Origin of the sequence: Serratia sp. 506_PEND (genome assembly GCF_001076875.1) — a bacterium.
GTDB classification, from domain to species: domain Bacteria; phylum Pseudomonadota; class Gammaproteobacteria; order Enterobacterales; family Enterobacteriaceae; genus Serratia; species Serratia marcescens.
In genome coordinates this window covers 1-14,703 of the sequence record NZ_JVEL01000516.1, presented here as the reverse complement: position 1 = coordinate 14,703, position 14,703 = coordinate 1, and the positions used below count along the sequence as shown (strand labels likewise).

At 64.1% G+C, this 14,703-nt stretch carries 12 protein-coding genes; 2 read left to right on the top strand and 10 right to left on the bottom strand.

The annotated features are described in order from the left end of the window. Positions 1–17: 17 nt before the first annotated feature. On the bottom strand, positions 18–530 hold the full coding sequence (locus ADK28_RS21390) for a DUF2165 family protein (protein ID WP_033640967.1): 513 nt from the start codon (positions 528–530) through the stop codon (positions 18–20). Between the two features lie 134 nt (positions 531–664). Here ADK28_RS21390 and ADK28_RS21385 point away from each other — a divergent pair, with 134 nt between their 5' ends. Further along, on the top strand, positions 665–928 hold the full coding sequence (locus tag ADK28_RS21385) for a type II toxin-antitoxin system ParD family antitoxin (RefSeq protein WP_004939442.1): 264 nt from the start codon (positions 665–667) through the stop codon (positions 926–928). Next, positions 913–1,098: a type II toxin-antitoxin system RelE/ParE family toxin gene (locus tag ADK28_RS33090; RefSeq protein WP_232065802.1), complete on the top strand. Its 186-nt coding sequence runs from the start codon at positions 913–915 to the stop codon at positions 1,096–1,098. The genes ADK28_RS21385 and ADK28_RS33090 overlap by 16 nt, the downstream gene beginning before the upstream one ends. Before the next feature lie 121 nt (positions 1,099–1,219). On the opposite strand, the gene urtE is transcribed toward ADK28_RS33090, so the two are convergent. The 9 genes from urtE to ADK28_RS32255 all read right to left on the bottom strand — a co-directional run. After that, complete coding sequence (gene urtE, locus ADK28_RS21375; RefSeq protein WP_048796604.1) at positions 1,220–1,918, bottom strand: urea ABC transporter ATP-binding subunit UrtE; 699 nt, start codon at positions 1,916–1,918, stop codon at positions 1,220–1,222. 12 nt (positions 1,919–1,930) lie between these two features. Next, positions 1,931–2,737 (bottom strand): urea ABC transporter ATP-binding protein UrtD, encoded by an 807-nt coding sequence (gene urtD / locus ADK28_RS21370; RefSeq protein WP_015377102.1) that lies wholly within the window; start codon positions 2,735–2,737, stop codon positions 1,931–1,933. After that, on the bottom strand, positions 2,734–3,810 hold the full coding sequence (gene urtC, locus ADK28_RS21365) for an urea ABC transporter permease subunit UrtC (protein ID WP_048796603.1): 1,077 nt from the start codon (positions 3,808–3,810) through the stop codon (positions 2,734–2,736). The genes urtD and urtC overlap by 4 nt, the downstream gene beginning before the upstream one ends. Beyond that, positions 3,810–5,390, bottom strand: a complete 1,581-nt coding sequence (gene urtB, locus ADK28_RS21360; protein ID WP_048796602.1) for an urea ABC transporter permease subunit UrtB — start codon at positions 5,388–5,390, stop codon at positions 3,810–3,812. Before urtB ends, urtC begins: the two co-directional genes overlap by 1 nt. A 56-nt stretch (positions 5,391–5,446) precedes the next feature. Beyond that, a complete protein-coding gene (urtA, locus tag ADK28_RS21355) occupies positions 5,447–6,715 on the bottom strand; it encodes an urea ABC transporter substrate-binding protein (RefSeq protein WP_033640971.1) in 1,269 nt (422 codons plus the stop codon). A 26-nt stretch (positions 6,716–6,741) separates the two neighbouring features. Continuing rightward, a complete protein-coding gene (locus ADK28_RS21350; protein WP_048796610.1) occupies positions 6,742–7,461 on the bottom strand; it encodes a GntR family transcriptional regulator in 720 nt (239 codons plus the stop codon). A gap of 14 nt (positions 7,462–7,475) precedes the next feature. Further along, entirely contained in the window at positions 7,476–11,096 is a 3,621-nt protein-coding gene (gene uca, locus ADK28_RS21345) for an urea carboxylase (RefSeq protein WP_048796609.1), read from the bottom strand. Between the two features lie 2 nt (positions 11,097–11,098). Continuing rightward, on the bottom strand, positions 11,099–12,928 hold the full coding sequence (gene atzF / locus ADK28_RS21340; protein ID WP_048796601.1) for an allophanate hydrolase: 1,830 nt from the start codon (positions 12,926–12,928) through the stop codon (positions 11,099–11,101). Positions 12,929–13,181: 253 nt separating this feature from the next. Then, the coding region (locus tag ADK28_RS32255; RefSeq protein ID WP_048796600.1) for a hypothetical protein at positions 13,182–14,703 on the bottom strand (1,522 nt) is incomplete at its 5' end.

Here is a 14,703-nt window from a genome sequence, read left to right as displayed (position 1 = left end):
CCCCGCTCCGCCGTCGTTTAGCGCGGCTCCCGCTGCAGCATCAGGAACAGCAAGGCAAACGCATTGGGCGCCAGGTAGATCAGCGCCCCCAGCTGCACCGCCAGCGGATCCTTCTTGGCCTGCCAGGCCATGAACCAGTCGCCGGCGACCACCATAAAACCGACGCCCCACACCGCAATTGCGCAAAGCGCCCCCAGCATCGCCCAGGCTTTGCCCTTGGCGAAGGCGGCGTAAGGGCCTTTCAATCGCCCGATCATCAGCGCCACGCCCGCGGCCGCGAATAGGCCGGCCAGCGTTTCCAGCGTGGTGATGACCGCCAACCCCAACATGCAGGCCCAGTCGGCGCGGATCGCGCGCCACATCAGCCCCGGCGTTTGATAAGTATCCTGCATGGCGAGCAGCGGCCCCACCGCATTGCGCGCGGTGCCGGCGAAATCCGCCGTATTGTTCAACAGGCTAAACAGCCCCCACAGGGCCGGAAACAGAGACAGGACGATGCAACCGAGGCGTGACACAGTGATTTCGTTCATGGTTATCCTTAATGAATAAACGGGTGGCTCCCGTCCTCATGACGGGACCGCTATTGAGATCCTGATAGTTTGACGTGCACAATGTAAGAACTAATCTTACAATGACGCAGCATAGCCGAAAGTGAGGAGGAACAATGGGCAGAACACTAACGGTAGATCTGGGTGACGAACTGCGTAGCTTCGTCGAAGACCTGGTGGCCAGCGGCGATTACCGAACGCCCAGCGAAGTCATCCGCGAATCCGTGCGCACTTTGCGCGAACGTACCGCCGCCTCAAAACTGGAAGAGCTTAGGCGCTTAATCGCCGAAGGAGAGAACAGCGGCGAAGCCGTCGAATGGGATCGTGATGTGTTCATGGAAAGAATACGGAGCAAAGCAAAAGGATGCGCAGGAGAGTAACCGTTCGTCCAAAAGCGTTGGACGATATGGAAGAGATCTATTTTTACGGGTTGGCGCACTTTGGCTTGCAGGTGGCCGAAGATTATCTGCGCCGCCTGCATCAGGCTTTCGATAACCTTAGCCACCACCAACTCGGCAAAAACATCGATGCAATCGGCCCCGGCCTATGAGTATTGCCCGTCGCCAACCACCTGATTTATTTTCGACAGCACAGGCGGGAAGTGAATATCATCAGAGTGCTGCATCATTCCCGCGATCCGCTCAGCCAATCCTTTTTCAGCTGACCCAACGTTAAATCGCCACCAGCCCGCGTACGCCGTCCTGTTCCATATTGCTGCCGGCGCCGCGCTGCACGATGCTGCCGCGCGACATCACCAGATAGCTATCCGCCAGATCGGCGGCAAAGTCATAGAACTGCTCCACCAGCAGGATCGCCATATCGCCCCGTGCCGCCAGCTGTTTGATCACCGCGCCGATCTCCTTGATCACCGAAGGCTGGATCCCTTCCGTCGGCTCGTCGAGGATCAGCAGCTGCGGCCGGCAGGCCAGCGCCCGGCCGATCGCCAGCTGCTGCTGTTGCCCGCCGGAAAGATCGCCGCCGCGCCGATCCTTCATTTGCCGCAGAACCGGAAACAGTTCATAGATCGGATCCGGCACCGCGCGCGCGTCGGCGCCGGAAAAGCGCGCCAGCCCCATCAGCAGATTCTCCTCGACCGTCAGACGCGGGAAAATCTCCCGCCCCTGCGGCACATAGGCGATGCCCGCCTGCACCCGCTGATGCGGCTTTTTACCGGTGATGGTTTCGCCCTGCCAACGGACGCTGCCGCTGCGCGCCGGGACCAGCCCCATCAGACATTTCAGCAGCGTGGTCTTGCCCACGCCGTTGCGCCCCAGCAGGCAGGTCACCTCGCCGATGCGCGCCTCGAACGACAGGCCGCGCAGAATGTGGCTGCCGCCGTAAAACTGATTCAATTCCTCTACCTGCAGCATGATTACGCCTCCTCAGCGCCCCAGATATACCTCAATCACCCGTTCATCGGCCTGCACCTGCGCCAGCGAGCCTTCCGCCAGCACCTGCCCCTGATGCAGCACCGTCACGCGATCGGCGATGGTTTCCACAAACCCCATATCGTGCTCCACCACCATCAGCGAATGCTTGCCCGCCAGCTCGCGGAACAGTTCGGCGGTGTAGTCGGTTTCGGCGTCGGTCATGCCGGCCGCCGGCTCGTCGAGCAGCAGCAGGTGCGGCTCCTGCACCAGCAGCATGCCGATCTCGAGAAACTGTTTCTGCCCGTGGGACAGCAACCCGGCGGGCCGGTGGCGCTCATGCCCCAGCCGCAGGGTCTTCAGCATCTCGTCGATGCGGTCGCGCTGCTCGCTGCTTAGGCGGGCGCGCAGGCAGGCCCACACCGACTTACGGGTTTTCTGGGCGATCTCCAGATTTTCGAAAACCGTCAGCGCCTCGAACACCGTCGGTTTTTGAAACTTGCGGCCGATGCCGGCGTGGGCGATCTGCATCGGCGCCAGCCGGGTCAGATCGACGGTCTGATCGTAAAACACCCTGCCGCTGTCCGGCCGGGTTTTGCCGGTGATCACATCCATCAGCGTGGTCTTGCCGGCGCCGTTGGGGCCGATCACGCAGCGCAGTTCGCCGACGCCAATGCGCAACGACAGATCGGTCAGCGCGCGAAAACCGTCGAAGCTGACGTTGACGTTGTCGAGCTGCAGCACCGGATCGGTTTGCTGCCGGTATTTGTCCGCCGGCAGCGGATGGGTAAACAGTTCGTCGGTCACTTGCATCGCCTTCATGAGCTTTTCCTCCGACGCAGCAGGCCAATCACTCCTTTCGGGAGAAACAGCGTGACGACGATAAACATCAGGCCGAGGAAGAACTGCCAGTATTCGGGAATGGCCATGGTGAACCAGCTCTTGGCGCCGTTGACGATGCCGGCGCCGAGCAGCGGCCCCACCAGGGTGCCGCGCCCGCCAAGCGCCACCCAGATGGCGGCCTCGATCGAGTTGGTCGGCGACATTTCGCCAGGGTTGATGATGCCGACCTGCGGCACATAGAGCGCGCCGGCCAGCCCGCACAGCACCGCCGACAGCGTCCAGACGAACAGCTTGAAGCCCTTCGGATCGTAGCCGCAGAAGGTCAGGCGGTTTTCCGCATCGCGCACCGCGGTCAGCACCCGGCCGAACTTGCTGCGCGCCAGGGCAAAGCCGATGGCCAGGCTGGCGGCCAGCAGCAGCACCGTCGCCAGGAACAGCGCTACCCGCGTGCCGGCGGCGGTGATGGGAAAGCCGAGCAGCGTGGTGAAACCGGTAAAGCCGTTATTGCCGCCGAAGCCGGTCTCGTTGCGAAAGAACAGCAGCATGCCGGCATAGGTCAGCGCCTGGGTCATGATCGAGAAATACACCCCTTTGATTTTCGAGCGAAAGGCGAAGTAGCCGAACAGGAAGGCCAACAGGCCCGGCACCAACACGATCAGGCACAGCGCCCAGGCGAAATGCTGGGTGCCGCTCCAGAACCACGGCAGCTCATTCCAGGAGAGGAACGCCATAAACGCCGGCAGTCCGTCGCCCGCCGCCTGCCGCATCAGGTACATGCCCATGGCGTAGCCGCCGAGCGCGAAGAACAGCCCGTGGCCGAGCGACAGCAGCCCGGCATAGCCCCACACCAGATCGAGCGCCACCGCCACCACCGCGTAGCACAGGATCTTGCCCGCCAGCGTCAGGGTATAGGTGGACACCGCCAGCGGATGATCCGCCGGCAACAACGTCATGAACGGCATGACCAGCAGCGCCAGCAACGCCAGCGCGCCGATGCTCAACGCCAGCCGGGGCGCTTTTTGCACGCCGGTTACGGTCAATGGTTGGCTCATCAGTCAATCACCCTGCCCTTAAGGGCGAACAGCCCCTGCGGACGCTTTTGAATAAACAGAACGATCAGCACCAGGATCAGGATCTTGCCCAGCACGGCGCCGATCTGCGGCTCGAGGATCTTGTTGACGATGCCGAGGCCGAAGGCCGCCGCCACCGTCCCCGCCAGCTGGCCGACGCCGCCGAGCACCACCACCAGGAACGAATCGATGATGTAACCTTGCCCCAGCTCCGGCCCGACGTTGCCCAACTGCGACAGCGCCACCCCGCCAAGCCCGGCGATGCCGGATCCCAGCCCGAAGGCCAGCATGTCCACCCGCCCGGTGGGCACGCCGCAGCAGGCCGCCATCGCGCGGTTTTGCGTCACCGCGCGCACGTTCATGCCGAGCCGGGTTTTGTTCAGCAGCAGCCAGGTCAACGCCAGCACCAGCAGCACGAACGCGATCACCGCAATGCGGTTCCACGGCAACACCAGATTCGGCAACAGCTGCACGCCGCCCGACAGCCACGCCGGGTTGGCGACCTCAACGTTCTGCGCGCCGAACAACACTCGCACCAGTTGGATCAGCACCAGGCTGATGCCCCAGGTGGCCAGCAGGGTTTCCAGCGGCCGGCCGTACAGGTGGCGGATCACCGTACGCTCAAGCGCCATGCCGATCCCGGCGGTGATGGCGAACGCCACCGGCAGCGCCGCCAGCGGATAGAGCGCCAGCCACTGCGGCGCAAATTGCTGAAACACCCCCTGCACCAGATAGGCCGAATAGGCGCCGAGCATCAGCATTTCGCCGTGCGCCATATTGATGACGCCGAGCAGGCCGTAGGTGATCGCCAGGCCGAGCGCCGCCAACAGCAGGATCGAGCCGAGCGACAGGCCGCTGAACGCCTGGCCGAGCAGATCGCCGATCATCAGGCGGTGCTGCACGCGCTGCAGGCTGCGTTGCGCCTCGGCGCGCACCGCGGCGTCCGGCTCATTGACCGCGTCGGTCAACGCCTGCAGCCGCGCGCGGGTTTCCGGCTCGCCCGATTCCCCCAGCAGCCGCACCGCATTGAAGCGCACCTGCGGGCTGGCGTCGGCCAATTGCAGGTTCGCCAGCGCAATGATCAGCGCGTCGCGTACCTGCGGGTCTTTCTCCTGCGCCAGCCGCCGGGTCAACAGCGGCAGCTGCTCGCCCTGCGCTTCGCGCTGCAGCGCGGTCGCCGCCTGCAGCCGCACCGCCGCGTCCGCGCTGACCAGCCGCTGCGCCGACAACGCATTGGCGATCAGAATGCGCAGCCGGTTGTTCAGCCACACCTTCTTCGGCTCGCCAACCGGGGCCACCTCACCTTCAAGCGGCAGATAGCGATCGCCCTGGCGGATAAAGGCGCGCTTCGCCTCGTCGATCGCCACGGTTTCCTGCTGCAGCCCCTGCAGCAACGGCAGGCGAGCGGCGTCCGGCTCGGCCGCCCACGCCTGCAGCAGTTTGGCCTGCTGCGCGCGATTGGCCGCCGCGAACTCATCGGCCGGCCCGGCCTGCGCCAGCAGGGGCCAGGCGCACAACAGCCACAGCCCGACGCGCAAAAAGGATAAAAACGGAGATTGCATCAGCTGCCTCTTCTGTTGGGCCGGCGCGCGTCGAGCCGCGCCGGCGCTGAGTGACGTTACTTGCCGCCTTTCACCGGGTAATCCGGTTTTTTGTCGTTACCGGCGATATAGGGACTCCACGGCTGCGCGCGCACCGGCGCTTCGGTTTGCCACACCACGTTGAACTGCCCGTTGCCCTCGATTTCGCCGATCATCACCGGTTTGTGCAGGTGGTGATTGGTCTTGTCCATGGTCAGCGTGAAGCCCGACGGCGCGGCGAAGGTTTGACCGGCCATCGCGGCGCGCACCTTATCGACGTCGGTAGTGCCGGCTTTTTCCACCGCCTGCGCCCACATATGGAGGCCGACGTAGGTGGCTTCCATCGGATCGTTGGTCACCGCGGTGGCGTAATTCGGCAGATTGTGCGCCTTGGCGTAGGCTTTCCACTGGCTGACAAACTGTTTGTTGGTCGGGTTATCCAGCGATTCGAAGTAGTTCCAGGCCGCCAGGTTGCCCACCAGCGGTTTGGTGTCGATGCCGCGCAGCTCCTCCTCGCCGACCGAGAAGGCGATCACCGGCACGTCGGTGGCCTTGACGCCCTGGTTGGCGAGTTCTTTGTAGAACGGCACGTTGGAATCGCCGTTGATGGTGGAGATCACCGCGGTATTGCCGCCGGCGGCGAACTTCTTGATGTTGGCGACGATGGTCTGGTAATCGCTGTAGCCGAACGGCGTATAGACCTCTTCGATATCCTTGTCCTGCACGCCTTTGCTGTGCAGGAAGGCGCGCAGGATCTTGTTGGTGGTGCGCGGATAGACGTAATCGGTGCCCAGCAGGAAGAAGCGCTTGGCGCCGCCGCCGTCCTCGCTCAGCAGGTATTCCACCGCCGGGATCGCCTGCTGGTTTGGCGCCGCGCCGGTGTAGAACACGTTCGGCGACATCTCTTCGCCTTCGTATTGCACCGGGTAGAACAGCAGTCCGTTCAGCTCCTCAAACACCGGCAGCACCGACTTGCGCGACACCGAGGTCCAGCAGCCGAACACCGCCGCCACCTTGTCCTGGCTCAGCAGCTGGCGCGCCTTTTCGGCGAACAGCGGCCAGTTGGAGGCCGGATCCACCACCACCGGCTCCAGCTTTTTGCCGAGCACCCCGCCTTTGGCGTTGATCTCGTCGATGGTCATCAGCGCCACATCCTTCAGCGGCGTCTCGGAAATCGCCATGGTGCCGGAGAGCGAACTCAGAATGCCGACCTTGATGGTGTCGGCGGCCTGCGCGCTCCAGGCCAGGCCCATGCCGATCGCGGCGGCGGACAGCGCAAAAGCTTTGATAAAACGACGACGTTGCATAGTTCAAACTCCTGATGTGTGTGAAATCAAAATTGTTGCGCCGAGCGCGCAGGCTGCTGAGCCCGCGCCTGGTGCAACATGTGCAGCGTTATTTTTCGTACCTCTGCCTTGCTGACGGCGATGTGCTCGCCGAGCAGCGTTTGCGCCGCCCCGCTTTGCCGCCGCAGGATCGCCTGCAAAATGGCGGCGTGCTCGCGGTAGGTGGCGTCCACCCGCGCCTGCTGGGTGAAATCCAGCCGGCGAATGATGCGGATCTTTTCTGTCAGCTCGCGGTGAATGCGCGCCATTTCGCCGTTGCCCGCCGCGGCCACCAACGCCTGATGAAACTGCTCATCGTGCTGCGACACCGCCTTGCCGTCCGCCAGACGCGGCGCTTCGGTCCAAAAACGGCTCAGCGCCGCCAGCTCGTCCGGCGTTTCCCCTGCCGGGCGTTCGCACAGCCGTTTCACCGCCTCTTGCTCAAGCACGATGCGCAGGTCGTACAGCTCTTCGAAGTAGGCGAAGTCGAACGGCCGCACCTGCCAGCCGCTGCGAAACAGCACCTCGACATAGCCTTCGCGCTCGAGTCGAAACAGCGCCTGGCGCACCGGCGTGCGGCTGGCCGCCATGCGCTGCGCCACGTCGCTTTCGCTGAAGCGATCGCCTGGCAGCAGGCGAAACTCGAAGATGTCGGCCTTGAGCTGCAGATAAATGCGCTCCGCCAGCCCTTCCGGGCGCGCCTTGTGCTCTCCGTTGGTGATTTGCATCATCGCCCCTCCGTTCAGACCGCTTTTTCCAGCCACAGCAGGGCGTCGCCCGGCCCGACCGGCCGCCCCTGCCGGCAGCTGATGCGTTTAACGATCCCGGCGCGCGGCGCGGTGACCGCCAGCTCCATTTTCATCGCCTCGACCACGATCAGCGGCTGCCCGGCCGCCACCGCCTGCCCCGGTTCCACCAGGATCTTCCACACGCTGCCGTTCAGATCGGCGCTGACCAGATCGCCGTCGATGGCGTCTTCTTCCTCCGGCGGCAACAGCTGCGCCTCGGCCTCGTCGTCATCGCTGCGCCAGCGCGCCACTTCGGCGCTGAACGCCTGTTGCTGGCGATGCTGGAAGTCGGCGATCGCCTCGGCGTTGTCGGCCAGGAAACGGGTGTAGGCGGCGAAGTCGAACTCGCTCTCTTCGATGCGCACCTGCATGCGCCCTTCACGGAACGCTTCGCGCTGCTCGTCCAACTCTTGCTCGCTGACCGGATAGAAGCGCACCTGATCGAAGAAGCGCAGCAGCCAGGGTTCACCGGCGGTGAACTGCGGGTTTTTGAGAAACTTGTTCCAGATCGGCAGCGTGCGCCCGACCAGCTGGTAACCGCCCGGCGAGTCCATGCCGTAGATGCACATGTACATGCCGCCGATGCCGACCGTCCCTTCGGCGGTGTGGGTGCGCGCCGGGTTATATTTGGAGCTCAGCAGGCGATGGCGCGGATCGAGCGGCACCGCGCAGGGCGCGCCGAGGTAGACGTCTCCCAGCCCGAGGATCAGGTAGCTGGCGTCGAACAGAATGTCGCGCACCTGCTCGCGTTGGCTCAAACCGTTGATGCGCTGAATGAAATCGACGTTGTTCGGCAGCCAGGGCGCCGAGGCGCGCACCGTCTGCTGATAACGATCCACCGCCCCCAGCGTGGCCGAATCCTCGAACGCCATCGGCAGCCAGACGGTGCGCGTCGGCACCTTCAGGCGGCTGACGTCCCCCAGCGCCCGTTCGCGCGCCAGCAGACGCTGCAACAGGTCGGCCTGGCTTATCAGCCGGCTGTCGTAGCGGATCTGCAGCGAACGCACGCCCGGCGCCAGCTCAGCCACACCCGGGATCGCCTCCTGCCGCAGCGACTGCATCAGCAGATGTATGCGCAGCCGCAGCGCCAGATCGAGCACATTGTCGCCGTACTCCATCAGGATGTAGCCGTCCCCCGCCTGGCGATAAGCCACCGCCGGGCGCCCGTCCGCCGCCGGCAGCGCCGCCAGCACCGCGGCGGAAACGCTATCCGCCGGGGCCAGATCCGGCGGCGGCAGGGTGATGGCCTTCACCGCCGCCAGCGCTTCGATGCTGCCGAGCTGCGCCTGCTCCAGCGACTGCGCCTGCCGGAAGCCGATCGGATGGAACCGGATGCGGTCGCCCGGCTTCACCTGCCCCACTTTCCACAGTTCGGCCTTGGCGATGGTCACCGGGCAGACGAAGCCGCCAAGGCTCGGCCCGTCGCGGGTCAGGATCACCGGGAAGTCGCCGGTGAAGTTGATGGCGCCGATGGCGTACTCACAGTCGTGCACGTTGGAAGGATGCAAACCGGCCTCGCCGCCGTCCTCCCGCGCCCACTCGGGCTTCGGCCCCGCCAGGCGCACGCCGAGGCGGTTGGAGTTGTAATGCACCTGCCAGTCGGTGGCGAAGAAGGCCTCTATCGATTCAGCGGTGAAAAAGTCCGGCGCGCCGTGCGGCCCGTACAGCACGCCGATGTGCCACTGGTCACCGTAGTGCGGGATCAGGCTGTCATCCATCGCCTGCGGCGCGGCGATCGGCGCCGGCGTAGTGCAGGCCGCCAGCGCCGGTTGGGCGATCGCCAGCATGTCCGCCACCCGCAAGGTGCGCCCGGCGTGGCCGCCGAACTGGCCCAGCGCGAAGGTGGAGCGGCTGCCGAGATACACCGGCACGTCAAAGCCGTTGCGTACCGCCAGATAGGTGCGGCAGCCGTGCGTGGCGCGCCCCAGCGTCAATACCTGCCCGGCCCGCACCGCGATCGGCCGCCAGTAGGCAACCGCCTCGCCATCCAGATCGGCCGGGCAGCTCGCGCCCGTCAGCGCGATGGTGGCGTCGCAGTGAAAGCGCAGCGTCGGCCCCTGCAGGGTAAACTCCAGCCCGGCCGCCGCCGGGTGGTTGCCGACGATGCGGTTGGCCAGCCGAAACGCGAAGTCGTCCATCGGGCCGGACGGCGGCACGCCGATGTCCCAATAGCCGAGGCGGCCGGGATAATCCTGCACGCTGCTGTAGGTGCCGGGTTGCAGCACTTCGAGGCAGTGCGGCTGGAAACGCAAATCGTCCAGCAGGCGCGTCCAGACGTCGCCGCGCTGAAATTGCGGCGTGGCGATCACCTGCCGCAGATAGTCGAGGTTGGTGGCGATGCCGTGCAAACGGGTCGCCGCCAGCGCCACGCGCAGTTTTTCCAGCGCCTGCGCCCGATCGGCGCCGTGCACGATCAGCTTGGCGATCATCGGGTCGTAAAACGCCGACACTTCGCTGCCGGTCGCCACCCAACCGTCGAGGCGCACGTCGTCAGGGAAATGCACCTCGGTCAGCACGCCGGGACTGGGCTGGAAGTTTTTCAGCGGATCTTCGGCGTAGAGGCGCACCTCGATCGCCGCGCCCTGCGGCGCGCGCTGCAACGCCGCCCAATCCAGCGCGTCGCCCGCCGCCACCTGCAGCATGCATGCGATCAGATCCAGGCCAGTGACCATTTCGGTGACCGGGTGCTCGACCTGTAAGCGGGTGTTCACCTCCAGGAAATAAAACTCGTCGCGCGCGGCGTCATAGATAAACTCTACGGTGCCGGCGCTGCGGTAATTCACCGACTCGCCCAGCGCCACCGCCGCCCGGTGCAGCGCCTGGCGGGTCGCCGCCGGCAGATGCGGCGCCGGGGTTTCCTCCACCACCTTTTGGTTGCGCCGCTGCAGCGAACAGTCGCGCTCGCCGAGCGCCGCCACCCGCCCCTGGCCGTCGCCGAAAATCTGCACCTCGACGTGGCGCGCCCGATCGACGAAGCGTTCGATAAAGGCGCCGGCGTCGCGGAAGAACTGCTCTCCCAGCCGTTTGACGCTGTCGTACGCGTCGCGCAGCGCCGCCTCGTCGTCACAGCGCGTCAGGCCTATGCCGCCGCCGCCGGCGGTGCTTTTCAGCATCACCGGGTAGCCGATGCGCGCGGCGGCCGAGACCGCCTGCTCAACGCTCTCCAGCAAGCCGGTGCCCGGCGTCATCGGCACCCCGGCCAACGCCGCCAGCTCGCGCGCCCGGTGCTTGAGGCCGAACTCGCGCATCTGCGCCGCCGTCGGGCCGATAAAGGCGATGCCCGCCGCTTCGCAGGCATCGGCAAACTCGGCGCTCTCGGACAAAAAGCCGTAGCCGGGGTAGATCGCCTGTGCGCCGGTGGCGGCGGCCGCCGCGAGGATCTTGTCGATGCGCAGATAACTGTCGGCGGCCTTGTCGCCGCCGAGCGCCACCGCCCTGTCGGCTTCGGTGACGTGCGGCGCATTGCGGTCGGCGTCGGAGTAGACCGCCACGCTGGTTACGCCCAGGCGTTTCAGGGTGCGAATGGCGCGGCAGGCGATTTCGCCGCGGTTAGCGATCAGTACGGTAGTAAACATGTTCATGCCCCCTCAACGCTGGCGAGATAATCACGCCAGCCGCCAAACTCAGTGATATCCGTGGCGCCTTCCAGCGCCCAGGCTTCGCAGATGAACCCCTTCACCCGTCGGCCGTCCGCCAGCAGCAGCGTGCCGATGCCCAATGGCGCCGGGATTTCCGCCACAAACTCGCCGAAACGGGCCAGCGGGATGTCCCACAGCTCAACGCGGATCGCCGCCCCCTGCGCCGCGCGCGCCAGCCCCGGCTTCGGCGGCTCGGTATCGGCCAACGCGTACAGGCGGTAACAGGGAGCGGTGACGGTTTGTTCCACCCGCACCGCATCGCGCTGCGTCAGTTGGACGTTGAGCGGCATGCCGCTAAGGTGAGCGCCCACTACCGCCAGACGCACGTGCCCTGTAGACGGCGCAGGCACAGGCTGCGGCGGCAATGCCCGGCCGATAGCGCCGAGCGGCAAGGCGCTTTGCCGTTGCCAGCGCAGGCCAAACGCCGCCAGCGCCCGGTCATGCCAGGCGGGCGCAATCAGGGTGATGCCCGCCGGCAGACCGTCTTCGCGCAGCGGCCCCGGCAGCGCCAGCGCGCTCAGATCGGCCAGGTTGGTGAAATTGGTGTAAGTGCCGAACTGCGAATTGAACAGCACCGGCTCCTGCGCCATCTCCGCCAGGGTGCGGATAGTGGGCGCGGTCGGCACCACCAGCGCGTCGAACGGCGCCAGCCGCTGGGCGATTTGCCGCGCCAGCTCGGCGCGCAGGTATTCCGCCTTGTAGGCGTCGCAGGCGCTGTAGCCGAGGCCGTTGCCGACGATGCCGCGCACCACCGGATCGATGGCCTGCGGGTTCGCTTCCAGCACCTGCTCAATCGCCACGGTGCGCTCCGCCACCCAGGGGCCGTAATACAGCTGTTCCGCCAGGGTGCGAAACGGCGCGAAATCGAGGGGTTCCAGCGTGGCGCCGCCCGCCCGCAGCTGCGCCAACGCACGGTGAAACGCCCGCTCGGCCTGAACGTCGCCGAAAAACTCCAGCTGGGCGGGAACGGCGAAACGCGGCGCGGCGGGAATATCCGCCGGCGCGGTATGCGGATCGGGGCGGGAATACGGGTCTGCCGCGTCAAAGCCGCTCGCCAGCTCCGCCACCTGCGCGGCGTCGGCCACGGTCAACGCGAAGACCGACACCGTATCGTTCAACCTGCAGGCCGGCACCACGCCGCGGTTGGATAACCGCCCCTTGGTCGGCTTCAGCCCGACGATGTTGTTGAACCCGGCGGGCACGCGCCCCGAACCGGCGGTGTCGGTGCCCAGCGCGAACGGCACCAGGCCGCGCGCCACCACCGAGGCGGAGCCGGAGCTGGAACCGCCGCTGACGTAGCGGCTGTCGAAGCTGTTGACCACCGCGCCATACGGTGAGCGAGTGCCCACCAACCCGGTAGCGAACTGGTCGAGGTTGGTTTTACCAAGGGCGATCGCCCCGGCGGCGCGCAGGTGGGCGACCACGGCGGCGTCCGCCGCGGCCTGGTAGGTGAACGCCGGGCAGGCGGCGCTGGTCGGCCAGCCGCCGACGTCGATATTGTCTTTGATGGCGAAGGGCACGCCGAACAGCGGCAGGCGGCTGAGATCGCCGGCGACCGCCTCGAGCCTCTGTGCCAGCTGCCGATACTGCTGTTCGCGCTGCGCCGGCGTGGCGAGATACAGCCAGGCGTTATCGTCCGGGTTCAGGCCGGCGACCAGCGTTTCGATCGTCGCACTGACGCAGGCGAGGCGCTCGCCCGCCGGACGGGTTTGATAATGGTGCTGCCATTCACTGAGGGTAAAACCGCACGCTTCAACAGGTTCGCTCATCGACTGAATTCCATCTGGTACACAAGATGGGATTCAACAGAGCAACCAGCGTGCCAATTTTTAATCTCATGATTTCAATAAATTATAATTAAAACTTATGACGGCGGCGGCGAACGGGCTGCACCAGCGGCGCGCAGCGGGGGAACAAAAAGAGTGCAATGGCGGGATGGCGCAGAGAAAAAACCGGGGCGACGACACTCGCCGCCCCGGAGGCCGATGGGGATAGGTCAACCGTCAGCCGCAAGCTCAGTACCTACCATGTGGTGAGCGCTACCCTTCTCCAGGTATTGGCCGCCGTGCAAATATAAAAGAACGTGGAGTCTGCCGACCATTGGCCTATTTTACCGGGCGCAACGGCCGAAGCGGGGACAGCAACTCTGACACCTACAGGATCTCCGTTCACGTTCGCTGAATCATAAATATTCAACACTTTTATGTGGCCGGAGGAGAATTGGTTATTCGGCCCACCAATAGGATAAGCGCCGTTACCGGCCGGATAGATGCCATTATCCGCAACCGTTAACTGCTTGGTGTACAACCCGCTCCATTTAAATGAGGGTTGTCCTAAGGCGGTCGCGATATCCTTCTGCGGCGAAAAATCCGCCGGGGAGATGGATACGCCGCTGCTGGTCGTATTGTTATTAGCGCCAAGCGTAAACTTAGGTGAAAAACTAATTAAAGAAGCCCCGTCCTGAGCCAACCTGACGCCCGGTTCAAACCCCTGAAGGTTATTGCCTGGAGAAATGCCGCCAAAATAATGGTAGCTGGTACTCCCTCCTTTGGCGGCATAGAACAGGTTATCGGAGCCGTCCTTGATACCATGGAAAATGGCCGGATAAGCGCCATGGCTGGCCCTGTCAGCCAAGGACCACGGAAGTTGCCTAGGAGCCATATCGGCGATTGCCGCGTTGGCGAATCTTGTCGTATTGCTCAGCATGTTATCAAACACAAATGCCGCCGCGATGCCGTTTACCGGTTCTGCAGCCACATTGTAAGTGGTATTACCCACGTTATAGAAACCGCCCCGACATTCAAAGGTGCTTCCATCACTCTGAAGAATGGTTTCACCTTCGCAAGTAAACTGCCCCAGGATGTTATCGGTGTTGGTTCGGGTGAGTTTGATCGCCGTAGCGCCGACGCCGCCGAACAGGTGGATATAGCAGAAACCGTTGTACCACGTTACGCTGTTGGCGTTTCCTCTCAACTCCAGCCCCACGCCGGCATCCGTATTTGTGCCACCATCGCCCGGATTGCCGGAGACCTTGATCTGACATTGAATTTCATGGAACCCCACGCCGTGGAAGGAGCTATCCCCGCCATTGCTTTCCATCAAGATGTTCGACAAGCCACGGTGGAACCGGCAAGAGTGAAAACTGACGAACTCGGTAAACGCGCCGGCATAGCCGTTCAACAGATGTAAGTTCACAAAAAACTTCATAATCAGCAATCTTTCATGCCGCATGAAACAGGAACCATTGATCCGATAGCCGGTGCCCGTATATAACGCGCCCTTGGCCGGCGTAATCGTCACATCGCTGATATATCTGTTGGTATGGATCCCGGAACCGCCTTTCGACTCAAAACATGCATGATCATTAGACGTCGGCTTAAAGAAGAATTTCGTACTAATCCAATTTTCACCCTCTATCGCAATGCCTTTATCTCCGGTGTAGTTTTCTCCCCCTAAATTTAAGGTATCTGTAATGTAATAGTTGCCGGCAGGAACATAGAGCTTCTTGCAGCCTTGGCTAATCGCATAAGCTATAGCCTGTTTA